This is a genomic window from Streptomyces sp. NBC_00513, from assembly GCF_041431415.1.
GTDB lineage: Bacteria > Actinomycetota > Actinomycetes > Streptomycetales > Streptomycetaceae > Streptomyces.
This window is the reverse complement of the sequence record NZ_CP107845.1, coordinates 7,050,472-7,066,098: the sequence shown is the minus strand read 5'-3', so window position 1 is coordinate 7,066,098 and position 15,627 is coordinate 7,050,472. Positions and strand designations below refer to the sequence as shown.

The 15,627-nt window shown below is 71.9% G+C and carries 7 protein-coding genes; all 7 read right to left on the bottom strand.

All coding sequences use genetic code 11. The features are described from left to right. Positions 1 to 34: 34 nt before the first annotated feature. Positions 35 to 1,603, bottom strand: a complete 1,569-nt coding sequence (locus tag OHA84_RS31800) for an MFS transporter (RefSeq protein ID WP_266953367.1) — start codon at positions 1,601 to 1,603, stop codon at positions 35 to 37. Positions 1,604 to 1,645: 42 nt separating this feature from the next. Further along, the gene (locus tag OHA84_RS31795) at positions 1,646 to 2,365 is read right to left on the bottom strand and encodes a thioesterase II family protein (RefSeq protein WP_266953365.1); all 720 of its coding nucleotides are present in this window, start codon (positions 2,363 to 2,365) and stop codon (positions 1,646 to 1,648) included. Positions 2,366 to 2,460: 95 nt separating this feature from the next. After that, the gene (locus OHA84_RS31790; RefSeq protein WP_266968471.1) at positions 2,461 to 3,630 is read right to left on the bottom strand and encodes a class II histone deacetylase; all 1,170 of its coding nucleotides are present in this window, start codon (positions 3,628 to 3,630) and stop codon (positions 2,461 to 2,463) included. After that, positions 3,627 to 3,935: a hypothetical protein gene (locus OHA84_RS31785; RefSeq protein ID WP_266968473.1), complete on the bottom strand. Its 309-nt coding sequence runs from the start codon at positions 3,933 to 3,935 to the stop codon at positions 3,627 to 3,629. Before OHA84_RS31785 ends, OHA84_RS31790 begins: the two co-directional genes overlap by 4 nt. Positions 3,936 to 4,066: 131 nt before the next feature. Beyond that, positions 4,067 to 8,170: an aminotransferase class I/II-fold pyridoxal phosphate-dependent enzyme gene (locus OHA84_RS31780; RefSeq protein ID WP_266968474.1), complete on the bottom strand. Its 4,104-nt coding sequence runs from the start codon at positions 8,168 to 8,170 to the stop codon at positions 4,067 to 4,069. Continuing rightward, the gene (locus tag OHA84_RS31775) at positions 8,167 to 9,288 is read right to left on the bottom strand and encodes a DNA alkylation repair protein (RefSeq protein ID WP_266968475.1); all 1,122 of its coding nucleotides are present in this window, start codon (positions 9,286 to 9,288) and stop codon (positions 8,167 to 8,169) included. Before OHA84_RS31775 ends, OHA84_RS31780 begins: the two co-directional genes overlap by 4 nt. Next, positions 9,281 to 15,598, bottom strand: coding sequence for a type I polyketide synthase (locus tag OHA84_RS31770; RefSeq protein WP_266968476.1), 6,318 nt, complete (start codon positions 15,596 to 15,598; stop codon positions 9,281 to 9,283). Before OHA84_RS31770 ends, OHA84_RS31775 begins: the two co-directional genes overlap by 8 nt. Between the last annotated feature and the right edge of the window lie 29 nt (positions 15,599 to 15,627).

The following is a 15,627-nucleotide window of genomic DNA, read 5'->3' as shown; positions in this document are numbered from 1 at the left end:
GTCCGCCCGCGCCGGCGGGCACGGGCGGGACGCGCTATCCCTCCACGGCGGCGGCGTTCACGACGCCGTCGGCCGAACCGTCGGAATCGGCGGAATCACCGCCCGTGGCCGGGAGCTTGATGACCGCGGCCACCAGCACGGCCGAGGCGAGCGCCACGAACACCCCGATACCGCCGATGATGTTCATGCCGTCGGTGAACGCCGCACGCGCCGAGTCGAGCAGGGCCGTCGCCACCTCCGAGGACAGGGGCCGCGCCGCCTCGACCGCCCCGGCGAGCGTGTCACCGGCGCCCTCCGGCACCCCCGCGGGGATCTCCACCCCGCTGCGGTACACGGCGGTCCCGAGACTGCCCAGCAGGGCCACGCCGAGCGCCATGCCGAGTTCGGTGCTGGTCTCCGAGATGGCCGCGGCCGATCCGGCCTGCTCCGGTCGGGCCGAGCCGACGACGATGTCCGTACCCAGGGCGATGAGCGGGCCGCCTCCGGCGTAGACGAAGGCGAAGCCCGTCACCACCTGGGCGACGCCCGACGAACTGTCGGCCAGGCTCAGCATGAGGTGGCCGATGCCCGACACGGCCAATCCGGCGGCGACGACGTACGCCGGACGGAACCTGCTCGCCGCCATCGGGGACACGACGGCCGTCACGATCAGCGCGAAGGCCGCGGGCAGCAGGTACAGGCCGGCCTTCATCGGGGAGAGTCCGCCGACCAGCTGGAGGTACTGCGTCACCGTCAGGTACGTTCCACCCGCCACGAGCATGCTGAGCAGCAGCGTGATCAGCGCCGTGCGGAACGTGCGGTTCCCGAACAGCTCGAGGTCCAGCAGCGGGCTCGCCAGCGTGCGCTGCCGACGGACGAACAGGACACCGACGACCAGGCCCGCGACGAGCGCCAGGATCGGGATCGGGCCGACCCCGTCGTTGGCGATCTCCTTCAGTCCGTAGATGATCGGGAGGATGGCGGCGAGCGACAGCGCCACGCTGGTCAGGTCAAGCCGTCCCGCGTCCTCGTCCCGGTATTCCGGCAGCAGGATCGGGCCCGCCACCAGCAGCAGGCCCATGATGGGCACGCCGAGCAGGAAGACCGAACCCCACCAGAAGTACTCCAGCATGGCTCCGCCGACCACCGGGCCGAGCGCGATGCCCACGGAGAACATGGTGACCCAGACGGCGATGGCCACGCCGCGCTGCCGCCCGTCGCGGAACATGTTGATGATCAGGGCGAGGGTCGAGGGCATCAGCGTGGCTCCGGCGATGCCCATCGCCGCCCGCGCCGCGATCAGCATGGCCGGGCTGTCGGCGAAGACGGCGGCCAGGGAAGCGACGCCGAACGCGGCGGCACCGATCAGAAGCAGCTTCCGGCGGCCGATGCGGTCGCCCAGGGTTCCCATGGTCACCAGGAAGCCGGCGATCAGGAACCCGTAGATGTCGATGATCCACAGCATCTGGGCGGCGGAGGGGTCCAGGCCCTCGCTGATGTGCGGTACGGCCAGGTGCAGCACGCTCACATCGATGGACAGCAGCAGTGTCGGCAGCGCCAGTACGGCCAGGCCCAACCACTCACGGGGTCCGGCCTGTTCGGTGGTGTCGGCGGTGGTACTCATTCGGTTCCTTTCGGGGGTGGTGCTGTTCGATGCCCGACGCGGTCATCGGGCGAGGGGGTGTGGGAGGAGCGGATCCGACCGGGGGTCGTCGGGGCCGGGCACCAGACGGGCGGCGATGGCCGCCGCGTTGGCGGGGGTGTAGAGGTAGAAGTGGCCGCCGGTGAAGCTCTGTCGGTCGAAGCCGCCCGAGGTCTCCAGCGCCCACAGGTGCATCCGGTCGTCGATGACGACGGGGTCGTCCACCGCACCGAGCGCCAGGATGGGGACGCCGGTGCCGGACAGCGGCCGGCGGTAGGTCTCCATGGCCTCCAGGTCGGCCCGGATCGCGCGGAGCGACGACCGCATCAGGTCGGCGCGGTCCATCAGTCCCGGGGACATCCCGCCGATGTCGGTCAGGTGCTCCAGCAGCTCCGCGTCGCCGCGGAGGTGGGCGAACGGCGGCTCGCCGGGGAAGCACGGCGGCTGGCGCGCCGACACGGCCAGCAGGGTGGGAGGCAGTCCCTTCTGTTCCATGAAGCGGGTGAGTTCGTATCCGAGCACGCTGCCGAAGCTGTGCCCGATGACCGCGTACGGCAGCGGCTCCAGCTCCGCGAGGTCCCGACCGAGGGCGTCGACCAGCGGCTTGACGCGGGTCAGCGGCGGCTCGTTGATGCGCGCGCCGCGACCCGGCAGTTGGGCGACGACGCACTCGACGTCCTCGGGCAGCACCTGCCACCAGGAACGGAAGGCGGACGGCCACCCGCCGGCGTGCGGGAGCGCCACGATCCGGAACCGCGGACGGACCCGGGGCCCGGGCCTCGGGCCGGCGCCGGCCGGCCGTCGCGCACCGTTGCCCACCGTCATCCACCAGCCGCTCATCACGGCCCCCCGTCCACGAGCGCGGGCCGCCCGGAGGCACCGGATCGGCCCGCCGCGGGTGCCGCGCCGGCCAGCAGCGGGTGGTGCTCCTCCAGGTGGGTGATCACCCGGTCCTGGTGACGCTGGAGGCGCTGGCCGGGAAGGTGTTCGAGGGAGTGCAGGAACGGGTCCTGGGGAGCCGGCAGGCCGGCCACCGCGCAGGCCGTGCCCAACACCAGCATCGGCTGGTACCACGCCGAGTAGCCGCCCTCGTGGGCGAAGACGATCCTGCCGCCGGTCAGTTCGTCCGCGAGCCGGCACATCGCCGACGTCATGGCGTGGAAGGTGCGGCTGGTGCACAGCATCCGGCCCATCGGATCGTGGCCGCTCGCGTCGACGCCCGCCGCCACCAGGATCAGATCGGGGCCGAAGGCGCGGGCCGCCGGTGCCACGATCCGGTCCGTCACGGCGAGGTAGGCGCCGTGACCCGAGCCGGCGGGCAGCGGCACGTTGAGCGTGGTGCCCGCCCCCTCGCCCGCACCGGTCTCCAGCACGAGACCGGACGCCGCCGGGAACAGCCCCTCCTGGTGCACCGACACGTACAGCACGTCGGGGTCCTCGTAGAAGGTCCGTTGGATGCCGTTGCCGTGGTGGACGTCCCAGTCGAGGATCAGCACGCGGCGCGCGCCGTGTCGCTGGGCGGCACGGGCGGCCACCGCCAGGTTGTTGTACAGGCACAGCGCCATGGCCCGGTCCGGCTCGGCGTGGTGGCCGGGCGGCCGCACCAGGCAGTACGCCCGGTCGAACCGGCCCTCCATCACGCCGGTGGCGGCCTGCACGCAGGCCCCGACGGCGAGCCTCGCGGCCTGCGCGCTGTGGTAGTTGACGTGGGCGTACACGCCGGCGTCACCCGCGCCGGCCGCCGAGGCCGCCTCGACCCGCTCGATGTGTTCGGGTACGTGCACGAGCAGCAGGTCCTCGTCGGAGGCGGGCGTCGGGGTGAGGCCGGTGAACCGGTCCATCACCCCGGACGCCTTGACCAGCCCCTCGGCACGCCGGAGGTCGGGGTCGACCGCGAACTGGCGCAGCGGCTCGACGCCCGGTCCGACGGGCACGTACCCCGACCCGGGGCCGGGGTCGTGCCAGAAACAGATCTCGTGGCTGTACCACGCGAGGCGGGAGGTGTTCACCAGCCGGACACGCCCAGCGAGGCCCGGCTGATGCCGGCGACCTTCTCGATGTACTGGAAGTAGTACTCGCGCTCCTCGTCCGGGGTGCGCTTGGTGCGCAGCGTCGTCTCCAACAGACCGAGCACCTCCCCGGCCTCGGTCGAGGTCAGCCGCCGTTCACCGACCTCCTTCTCGAACGCACGGATCCGCGCGGTGGGCTCCACCACGCCCGACACGAACTCCGTCTGGTCGGTTCCGTGGTTGCGGGTCGAGGCGATGGTCTTCAGAACGGCCCCGAAGAACGCAGTGGTGTCGACATCGGTCATGTTCGATTCCCCCCTTGGTTGCCGTGCGGTGATGGGCGCACGGTGGTGGTGCGTCGGTCCTGTTCTCGTCGGTCCTGTTCTCGTCGGTCCTGTTCTCGTCGGTCCTGTGGCGCGCTCCGACCGGTCAGTGCTCAGTGGACGAGGCCACAGGCACGGCCGGCCTTCTCCAACGTCACGACGGCCGCGTCCAGGTCGGCGTCGGAGTGGCTGAGGTTGACGATGGTCCGCAGCCGGGGCAGCGTCCGCGGCACGGCCGGGTAGACGATCGGCTGTACGAAGAGCCCGTCGAGCTGGCAGAGCCTCGCCATTTCCCCCGCCTGGTCGGCGCTCGCGCAGATGATCGGCACCACCGGCGTCTCACTGGCCAGGGTGTCGAAGCCCAGGGCGCGCAGCCGCTCGCGGTACCGGGTCGTCTTCGCCCGCAGTTGCCGGGTGAGGGACGGGGCGGCCGCCATCACCTCGATCGCGGCCTTGGCCGCCGCCACCTGGGCGGGGGTCGCGGCGGCCGAGAACATCCAGCCGCGGGCGTTGTTCTTCAGCGCGAAGACCAGGTCCCTGGACCCGGCGACATATCCGCCCGCGCTGGGCACCGTCTTGGAGAGCGTGCCCATCTTGACGTCGACCCGCGCCGGGTCGATGCCGAAGTGCTCGGTGATGCCGCGGCCGGTGTCTCCGAGAACCCCCAGGCTGTGCGCCTCGTCGACCATCAGCGGGGCGTCGTGACGCTCGCACAGTTCCACGATGCCGGGCAGGTCGGCCACGTCTCCGTCCATGCTGAACACGGCGTCGGTGACGACCAGCCGGCCCGCGTCGCCCACCTTGCGCAGGGCGCGTTCCAGGTCGGCGAGGTCGTTGTGGGCGTAGGTGATGACCGACGCGCCGGACAGCCGGTAGCCGTCCAGGATGCTGGCGTGGTTGTAGACGTCGCCGATGACGAGGTCGCCGGGGCCGACGAGGGCGCCGACCGTCGCCACGTTCGCCATGTAGCCGCTGGAGAAGACGATGGCGTCCTCGGTGCCCAGGAAACGGGCGAGGGCGAGTTCCAGCTCCCGGTGCAGGTGCAGGGTGCCGGCCAGGAGCCGTACCCCGTGCGCGCCGGTGCCGTGGCGCTCGACGGCGCGCAGGACCTGGTCGTCGATGTAGTCGTGACCGATGAGGCCGAGGTAGCTGTAGGAGGCGAAGTTCAGGAACCACCGGCCGTCGAACTTGATCCGGGATCCCTTGGCCTCCTCGATCACGGGCTCGTAGAAGTACTCGTCCTTGGCGACGATCAGACGGTCCTCCGCCGACAGGGCGTCGATGCGGCGGTCGAGGAACCTGCCGTGGGGCGCGTCGGCCAACCGGCCGGGCAGGGTGCGGCGCGGTATGCGGTCGGCTCCCGGGGCGGGGACGGCTGCGGGGGCCGGGGGCTCGGGGGCCCGGGGCAGGACGGGGGCCGGCGTCGCCGCCGGGGTGGGCGGGGCGTGCGGCACGTCCCTGAAGCGGTCCCAGTCGGGGACGAAGGAGGCACCGGCGGCCCGCTCCGTCGCGGCCGGCTGCGGCTGCTGGTTCTGGTGCGGCTGCTGCGGCTGCGGTTGCGCCTGCTGTATCGCGCCGCGTGACCTGTCCGCCGGGGCCGGCGCGCGCACCTCACGGAGCGGGGCGGGGGTGGGGGGATGGGTGGGTGCTGGGGCGGAGGCCGGGGAGGGGAGGCTGCGCGGGAGCGATTCGAGGTGGGTGAACAGCGCGCCGACGTTGGTGCGCTCGAAGAACACCATCGGGTCGATTTCGAACCCGTCGGCGGCGAGCGTCGCGGCCAGCTCGACCGCCATCATCGAGTCGAGGCCCAGCTCCAGCAGGTCGTCCTCGGCGGCCACGTTGTCGACGAGCAGGACTCTGCCGATCGCGTGGGTCAGCGACGGCCACAGTCCGGTTTCGGGCGTGACAGCAGTCATGGGTGCATCCTTCGCTTTCGCGGCGGCGGACAGGACGTAGTGCGCGGGCGGCTGCCCCAGGGCCGTGCGGAGGAGGCCGATGCCGTCGCCCGCGGTGAGGGCGGGGACTCCGTGCGCGGCGGCTTTGGGGGCGATGGACTCGCCCATGCCGACGGTCCACAGGCCCCAGCCGAGGCTGTACCAGGGCCGGCCCTCGGCGCGTTGGCGGGCGGCGTAGCCGTCCAGGTAGGCGTTGGCCGCGGCGTAGGCGCTCTGGCCGAGGTTCGCCCGTACCGCCGCCACCGAGGAGAACAGGGCGACGAACGCGGGTTGTTCGTACCCGGACACCAGGTCGGCGAGTGCGTGCGCGCCGCCGATCTTGGGTCCGAGGACGGCATCTATCTGATCCGACGTCAATCCGCGTGCCAGGCCGTCGCGCAGGACTCCGGCGGCGTGGAACACCCCGTCGTAGCGCGGGGCTTCGGACAGTGCCTCCCCCAACGTGCGGACGTCCGCCGCGATGATGTCCAGGTCACAGCGCTCCGCCAGCCTGTCGAGGCGCTCCCGGGCCTCTCCCCTGTCGGGGACGGTCCGCCCGACCAGTGTGAGATGGGCGCAGCCCGCCTCGGAGAGGTACTCCGCGACACTCAGGCCGATGCCGCCCATGCCGCCGGTGATCAGGAAGCGGCCGCCTCGGTGGCGCGCCTCGTCGGTGGCGTCCGTCGGCGGGTGCGGCCGTAAGAACGGTTCGTACCAGGCGTTGCCGCGCCGGGCGAGTTCCGGCCGGTCCTGACCCAGCGCCTCCCACAGGGTGCCGGAACCGTCGCCCTGCGGGCCGGCGGGCTCGCCGGGGTCGAGGTCGGCGTGAGGGTCGAAGTCGGCTTGAGGGTCGAGGTCGGCTTGAGGGTCGAAGTCGACTTGAGGGTCGAAGTCGGCTTGAGGGTCGAAGTCGAGCAGGCGGATCGTGCTGCGGGGATGCTCGACCCGCAGGGTGCGCCCGAGACCCCACAGAGCGGTCATGAAGGGGTCGACGATGTCCTGTGTCGTCACCTGGTGGGCGGCGGTGGTGACGATCAGCAAGGAGGGCGTCGGCGGACGGGCCAGGATCCGGCGCACCAGCGCGAAGACCTCCCGCAGCGCCTGCGTGACCTGTGCCTCGCCGGTGAGCCCGCGCGGCGCCACGTACACCACGTCCCGTAAGGCGGTGTCCGCCGGCAGGGTCTCCAGGCCTCCTGCGGCGAACTGCTCCGGTGTCAGGTGCAGGACGTCCCGGCCCGCCGGGGGACGGGGGGCGTGGGCGGACACGACCAGCACGGGGCCTTCGACCGCGGGCGCGTGTCCCGGAGCCGGGTCCGCCCGGTGCCAGACGAGGGTCTCGATCGCAGCGGTCGAGGGGATCGCGGCGGTCGAGGGTGGCGCCTGCCCCGGTTCGACCCGCCGGGCGGGTGCGGCGGCCGACGTGGCAGGAGTGGCCGCAATGGCGGGGGTGGCCGTCGCCGTGGACTCCGGGAGCTCCGGGGGCTCCGGGGGCTCCGCGAGCCGGGCGGCCTTGAGGGTGATGCGGTCCAGTTCCAGCAGGACCTCCCCCTGCTGGTTGCAGACCAGGGCACGCCCTCGTACGACGCCCCCCGCGCCCTCGGCGGCGGTCGGCTCGTCCCGTTCCACCAGGGCGATCACCGTGCCGGACACGCGGCGGCGGGCCTCCAGCCGGCCGATGTACCAGGGCAGGCACGCCCCGGCCGCACCGGCGTCGAGCATGCCGAGCGCCTGGAAGACGCCGTCGAGCAGCGGCGGCGGCACGAAGGGGGGCGCCGCCGTCGCGTTCGGGTCCTCCGCGGCCCGGAGCATCAACAGCATCCGGCCCGGGCCCCGGTGCGCCGACCGGATCGCCCGGTACGCCGGCCCGTAGGCGATCCCGCTCGCCTCACGCCACGCGGCCACGTCCGACAACGGCACCTGCTCCGTGCAGCCGGCGCGCAGCGCCGCCACGTCGACGTAGCGGGGCGGCGGCAGCGGGCTGCCGGTGGCCCGGGCGGTGCTGTGCTCGACCGGTACGCCGTCGCTTCCGGGCGGCACGGAGCGCAGGGCGCACCGGCCGTCCTCCGCCGTGCGGACCTCGATCTCGGCCACGGCTCCCGTGACGAGCAGGGGTGTCCGGAAGGCGATCCGCTCCAACTCCCAGCGGCAGTCGGGGCGCCCGATGTCGCAGGCCGACAGTACGGCGTCGATCTGCGCGGCGGCGGGGACGACCGGGGTGCCGCCGATCCGGTGGTCGGAAACGAGCGGATCGGCGGCGCTGAGGTGTGTTCCGACGCCGCTCACGTCTGGAGGTCGAATCGTCCGGTGGCCAGGGCGAGTCCGTTCACCTGGATGTCGACGGTGTGCTCGCCCGTGTAGTAGCGGCGCGTCTGGATCTCCTTGATGGTGTGTGTCTTCTCCAGGGACCGCCGTTCGCCGGGGCCGAGTTCGATGGTGGTCAGCTTGAAGACCTTCGGGATGCTGCGCCCGTTCTTGCGCACGTGGTGCACCACGTAGTCGACGGCGATGCTGTGCGGCCGGTCGTCGGTGTTCTCGATGTCGAAGTCGATGACGAGGGTGTCCCCGATGGTCACGGCCCCGGGGGTGATCCGCAGCCGGGGCACCTTGACGTGCTCGCCGCCCGTGGCCCCGAGGATGGCGAGGGCCTGTTGGTCGCCCTTCTTCACGAGGGTGCGCAGCCCGTGCTTGACGATCCAGTTGGTCTCGGGGGTGGGGCTCTCCTCCAGCCAGCGGAGCGCGGTCGCGAGGGCGAGGTCGGGGCTGTCCTTGGAGATGTCGTTGAGGTTGTTGGCGACGGACTTCCGCACGTACTCGGAGGAGTCGCTGCGCAGCGGTTCGAGGATGTCCAGGACCGGCAGCGGGTCCTTGACGAACACGGTCAGGGTTCGGGCCCAGGGCAGCCGGGAGCGGATGCCTTCGGTCGCCAGCCGCCGTACGTTGTGGCTGGGGCTCTGGGCCCATTGCGCGACGCGTTCCATGGTCAGCGCGTAGTGCTGTTCGACGTAGGGCCGGATCGCGTATTCGCCCGTGTGCCGCTTGGTGATCTCCTCGATGGCGTCCAGTGACGCGTCGGGGTGGTCCAGGCCGTACTCCTCGACGAAGCGGGCGACCGGCATGAGGAACCAGCTGGTGTTGAACATGCCCTCGCCCTCGGCCAGTTCGTCGCCGAGAACGGACAGGAGGATCGGCAGGGCGTCGGGGTACTCCGCGGGCAGACGGGTCCGCAGCCCTTCTGCCAGGACGAGGACCCGGTCCTTCAGTTCCTTGTCGGGGATGTGGGCCTCGACCTCTGCGGCGTAGCCCTCCACATCGAATGCGGGGTGGACGGTGCGGATCTTGCCGCCGATCAGGCGTGCCGCTTCGCCGTTGAAGTGTCGCTTCAGTCCGTATTCGCTAGCCATGGTTCCGGTGCCTCTTCGTCTCGTTCTCGATGTTCGTACTCGTCGTGCCGTGCGGGTTCGTCGTGGCGTGCGGGTTCGTCGTGGCGTGCGGGTTCGTCGTGGCGTGCGGGCCGGCGGATATCCAGAACCGCTGCCGGTTGAAGGGGTAGGTGGGAAGGGTGATCGTCCGTTGCCCCTTCCCGGCATGAACCCCCGACCAGTCCAGATCCGCCGACGTCGCGTTCACATACGCCGCCAACGCCCCATGCACCTCGACCTGATCCACCCGATCCCGCCGCAACGTGCTCAACCACACCGGCTGCGCACCACCCCACGAAGCACGAGCCAACGACGTCAACTGCGGATGCGAACCAACCTCCCACACCACCCCCGCACCCAACCCCGACACCGTCGCCACCGCCTCACCAAAACGAACCGGCTCACGAATCGCCCGACCCCAATACCCCGGATCCCCCACCGAACCCGCCGAATGCCAACCACCCGACACCGACGACACAAACCCGATCACCGGAGCCGACAACCCCACACCCGCCACCGCCTCCACAAAAGGCCCCACCGCACCCTCCATCAGAACCGAATGAAACGCATGACTCACCACCAACGGAGAAGTCCGCAAACCCGACCCCGAACAGAACGCCGCCACCGAATCCGCCGGCCCCGAAACCGTCACCACCCGCGGCCCATTGAAAGCCGCCACCTCCACCCCCGGAAACCCAACCAGAGCCTCCACCACAACCCCCACATCCCCATGCACCACAGCCATCGCACCCCGACCCGGCTGCCCCTCCATCAACTCCCCACGCAACACCGTCAACCGCAACAGATCCGCCAACCCCAACACACCCGAAGCCCACGCAGCCGTCAACTCACCCAGACTGTGACCCACCACCGCATCCGCACGAACCCCCACCGACTCCAACCAACGCACCAACCCCACCTGCACCGAAACAATCCCCACCTGCGCATACCGCGTCCGATCCAACCCCCCACCCACACCACCGAACAACACATCCAACAAAGGCACATCCAAATGCCCCACCAACAACTCCGCACACTCATCCAACGCAGCCCGAAACACCGGCTCCGTCACATACAAACCCCGCCCCATACCCACATACTGCGAACCCTGACCCGTGAACATGAACACATTCGGAACCGCAACACCCCCCTTACGAGAAACAGCGGCCCGACCCCCCACCACATCCCGCAAACCAGCCACCACCGCACCCGAATCAACACCAGCCACCACCGCACGAAAACGATGCCCCGCACGACCTACATTCGCCGAGAAAGCGAAATCCCCCAACACCTCAGCAGAAGCACCCACCAACTCACCCGCATACACACCCGCCAGCGACCGCAACGCCGACTCGTCAGCCCCACTCACCCGCACGACGAACGAATCCTGAACCGGCACCTCACGCATCGACGGAACAGGAGGCTCCTCGACGATCACATGGGCATTCACGCCACCCATGCCGAAGGCACTCACCGCCGCCCGCCGGGGACCGCCGTCGCGCGGCCACTCCACCGCACGGTCGGCCAGATAGAACGGGGTCTCCTCGAAGCGAATGTGGTCGTTGGGCCGCACCACGTGCAGTGACGGTGGAACCATCCCGTGCTCCATCGCGAGGAGCACCTTCACCAGGCCCGCGAGCCCCGCCGCCGGCTCCAGATGGCCGACGTTCCCCTTCAGGGAGCCGATCGCACAGAACTGCGACCTGTCCGTGACTCCACGCCACGCACGGGTCAACCCCTCCACCTCGATCGGATCACCCAGCCCCGTCCCCGTCCCGTGCGCCTCCACCAGACCGATCGACTCCACCGACACCCCCGCGTCCCGCAACGCCGCGGTGATGACGTCGGATTGGGCTCGCGGGCTGGGTGCTGAGTAGCGGCTGGTGCGTCCGCCGTGGTTGACGGCCGCGCCCTTGACCACGCCCCGGATCCGGTCGCCGTCGCGCACGGCGTCGTCGTACCTTCGCAGGACGACGGCAACGGCTCCTTCTCCGGGGACGAAGCCGTCGGCGGTGCTGTCGAAGGCGCGGCTGCGGTGCCGGGGTGACAGGGCCATGAGGTCGCCCATCGACCGGAAGTACTCCGGGCTGATGCCGGCGTGCACGGCTCCGATCACCGCCGTGTCGATGTCACCGGTGCGCAGGTGCTGGAGTGCCGAGTGCAGGGCGACCAGCGAGGAGGAGCAGAGGGTGTTGACGAGTCCGCTCGGGCCGTGCCAGTCCATCAGGTACGACAACCGATTGGCGATCATCGCCTCCAGGCCGAGGCCTCGGCCGTCGGCCACGCCGTGGCGCACGCGCTCCTCGTGGTAGTGGTCGTGGCTGTAGGCGATCCACAGACCGGTGCTGCCGTGGGCGCGGGTGCCGATCCGGCCGCCGTCCTCCAGGGCTTCCCAGATCGTCTCGTAGACGATGCGTGCCTGCGGATCGATGAGGGGGGCTTCGCGGGCCGAGATCCGGAAGGGAGCGGGGTCGAACTCGTCCACGCGGTCCAGGAACGAGGCGTGCGGGACCGGCCCTTCCGTCTTCTGCCATCGCCCTTCGGGCAGCGGGCGGACCGTGTCCCGGCCTTCGACGAGCAGTTCGGCGAAGGCGGCCAGGGAACCGGCGGTGGGCAGCCGGATCGCGGCGCCCACGACGGCGATGTCGCGCGGCCGCGAGGCCGGGACTGCCTCGGAGCGCGCCTCCGCGTGGCCGGCGGCGTCGACTGCGACCGGGCGCGGTGTGGCGGTGACGGTGGCGGTGGCCCGCGCCGTCGGGGCGTGCCCCGACGGCGCGTGTTCCTTCGGTGCGGCCGGGACTTCGGGTTGCGCGGTCGCCGCGGAGGTCTTCGCGACCGCCTCCGGAGTCGCCTCGGGATCCGGAGCGGCCACGGGGGGCGGAGCGGTCGGCGCCGCCTGCGTGTCCACGAGCGCCGGTGCCTCCTCCGCGAGGAACTCGGCGAACTGCCGCGGTGTCGGGTACTCGAAGAAGACCGTCGGGTACAGGGACAGGCCGTGCTCCTGGGAGATGCGCTCGCTCAGTGTGACCAGGCCGACCGAGTCGAAGCCGGCGGACAGGAACTCCGTGTCGGCGTGTTCCTCGGGGGTGCCCGTCAGCGCCAGGAACCAGGCGAGCGCCCGTACGGGCCTGGAGGCGGTGGGCGCCGCGGGTACTGGCGGGGCCACGGGGCGAGCGGGGGTCGGAGCGGGCGCGGGCGGCAGCGCTGCGATCGGTGCCGGGGACTCGACCGGCGCGGGCGTCCGCGCCGCGATCGGCGCCGGGGACTCGACCGGCGCGGGCGGCTCGCCCGCGGTGAAGGCCTCGACGGGGACCCGCTTGGACGACATGTCGCCGAAGACCAACAGGGGGGTGCCCGCCTCGTCGGTGACGGTCTGGGTGACCCGGCAGGCCTCGTCGTTCCAGAAGGCGATCTCGGTCCGTACGTAGGCGGCCTCGTCCAGTGGTCCCAGGACGTCCAGTCGGCCCACCGAGAGCGGGATGAACGCGGTGGCGTCCGCCGCGCCGAACACCGGGTTCGCGGGGTCGATCGCCGCGACCGTCACGCTGTCCAGGAGTCCGGGGAACAGGTGCACGTCGGGTCGGTTCATCTCCCGCTGTCGGTGACCCTCGATCCGGGCGAGCGTGCCGCCGTCGGGGAGGCTCGCCACCCAGGAGATGTTCCGGTAGTACCGGCCGTGGTGGTAGCCGATCCGGCGGAGCCACCGGTAGAGGCCGGAACCCGCGTGCACGGTGGAGCGGGCGCAGTCGGCCAGGAGGGCGGCGAGGGGGACGGGGAGCGGCGGCTCGGACGGTTGCGCGGTGGCGAGCCGGCCGGTGACGTAGGGCTCTCCGCTCTCGGCGTCCTCGATCCGGAACCGTCCGTCGGCGGCGACCCGGCCGATGACCCGGCGGGCACCGGACGCGATGAGCGGGCGGTGGAAGAGGACGTCGCGGGCCCCGTGGAAGGGTTCGCCGCGCAGGGCGGCGCCCTCGCGCAGGAAATCGAACCAGGCCACGCCCGGGAGCATGAGCGTGCGGTACACGGCGTGCTGGGCGATGGGTGCCTCGGCCGGGCCGAAGACGCGGGCGTAGGTGTAGCCGGCCGCCCCCTCGTCCGACACCAGCTGCGCGGGCGTCCCGGGTTCGGCGGAGCGCAGGGGCTCGGCCAGGTTCAGGGCCCGGCCGCGCGGTTGGGCGTGGGGCAGCAGCCGCTTGGTCCACGCCGTGCCGGTGGCCTGCCGGGCCGCCTCCCAGTCGATGTCCCGGCCCGCTCGGAAGAGCTCCGCGGCGATCGTGGCGAGTACCAGGTCGACCTCCCGTTCGTCGCGGGCCCCGGCCAGCCGTTCGACGAGGTCGTGGCCGGCGGGGCCGCCGCCCCGGGTGTCGTGGGACGGGTCGGCGGCTCCTCGCAGGACGTCGGCCAGGGCCCGCTCCAACGGAACGCGGCCCCAGGTGAAGTCCCCGACCGCCTCCCAGCCCGGAGGCAGGTCCAGGGCCTCCTCGGGCACTCCGCGCTCGCGCAGGGTGATCGCGAGGGCGACCGCGGACAGGATCCGCAGCAGTTCGCCGGAGAACTCGGCCGGCGGGGTGCCGGTGGCCGCCTCGAACAGGCCGACGACCTCGTGTACGGCCGGCGTGGAACGGTCGAGGGCGAACAGCCACGCGGGCGGGGCCGCGGCGGCCTCCGGCCGTATCGAGACGACGGTGTGGGGAGGGCCGACGTGGGCGGGTGGGGCGGCGGGCGTCAGGAGCCATGCGCGCAGAGCTGCGGCGAGTTGATCCGCGTCCGCTCCGACGACGGCCGTCCGCTGCGCGCGGTGCGCTCGTGCCAGCCGGGCCGTGGCGCACGCGTCGCCGACAGCGCCGGGCTCGTCCACCAGTGACGGCAGGAACTCCAGCCACTGCGCGACCAGTTCGCGCAGTGCGTACGGACTGTCAGCGGACAGCGGCAGCACGTGGACCGGCTGGTTCAGCAGGTCGGTCACCGGCGGTCCGGCGGGGGCTCCGGCCGGGCGGGGGACGGCCTCGACCACGACGTGGGCGTTGGTGCCGCCGAATCCGAATCCGCTCACGGCGGCCCGGCGCACGGGCGCGCCCGGCCACGGGTGGGCGGTGTCGGGCAGGTGGAAGGGGCTGTCGGCGAGGTTGAGGCGCGGGTTGGGCGAGTCCACCGCCACGGCCGGGACGGTGCCCTCGCGGAGCGCGAGGATGATCTTGGCGAGTCCGGCGAGGCCCGATGCCGAGTGCAGGTGGCCGATCCGGCGCTTGATCGAGCCGAGCGCGACGGAGTTCCGCGGGACACCGTGCCGGGCGAACACCTCGGTGAGCGCCCGCACTTCGATCGGGTCGCCGATGGCGGTGCCGGTGCCGTGCGCCTCCACGTACTGGACGGTGGCCGGGTCGATCGTCCGGTAGGCCTTGCCCAGCAGATCGATCTGGGCCTCCAGGCTGGGTGTGGTGACGCCCATGGTGCGCCCGTCGTTGTTGACCGCGACCCCGCTGATCGCTCCGAGGATCACGTCGCCGTCGGCCAGCGCCGCCGGCATCGGCTTCAGCACCAGGGCGGCGGCTCCCTCCCCGGGCACATAGCCGTTGGCCCTGCTGTCGAAGGTGTGGCACAGCCCGTCCGGGGAGAGCGCCCCGGTACGGGAGAGGAGGACGAACGTCAGCGGGTCGATGAGCAGGTCCACCGCGCCGACCAGGGCGAGTTCGCAGGTCCCGGCCGCCAGGCTCTGGCAGGCGAGCCAGACCGCCGACAGCGAGGACGAGCAGGCGGTGTCGACCACCAGGCTCGGGCCCGCCAGGTCGAAGCGGTCGGACAGCCAGGCCGCGGTGAAGTTCTGCGACCGCCCCCACAGGGCGGCGGGCCCGGGCTCGCCGGCGGAGCCCGGCGTACCGGGCGGAACCAGCCCCCGGCCCCGGTCGAATCCGTACCCGTTCATGCGCGCGCCGACGAACACGCCCGCGTCGAGCCTGCGGCGCACCCCCAGGTAGCCGGCGTCTTCCAGGGCACGGGCGCCGACCTCCAGCATCACCCGCTGCTGGGGGTCGAGGAACACGGCGTCGTCGGCCGTCAAGCCGAACGCCTCGTGGTCGAAGGAGAACGGGTCCACCAGGAACGCGCCGCGGTGGTGCGTTCCCTGGTGGGTTCCCTCGCCCCGGTACAGTTCGCGGGCCCACCGGCTCGGCGGGACCTCGCCGACCTCGACCCCGTCGCGGCCGAGGAGGGCCGCCAGGTCGACGGCGTCCTCGGCGCCCGGGAGCCGTACCGCGAGGCCGATGACGGCGATGCGGGTGTCGAGCTCGCTCACGGTTGTCCTTTCGTTCGACCCGCCGGTCC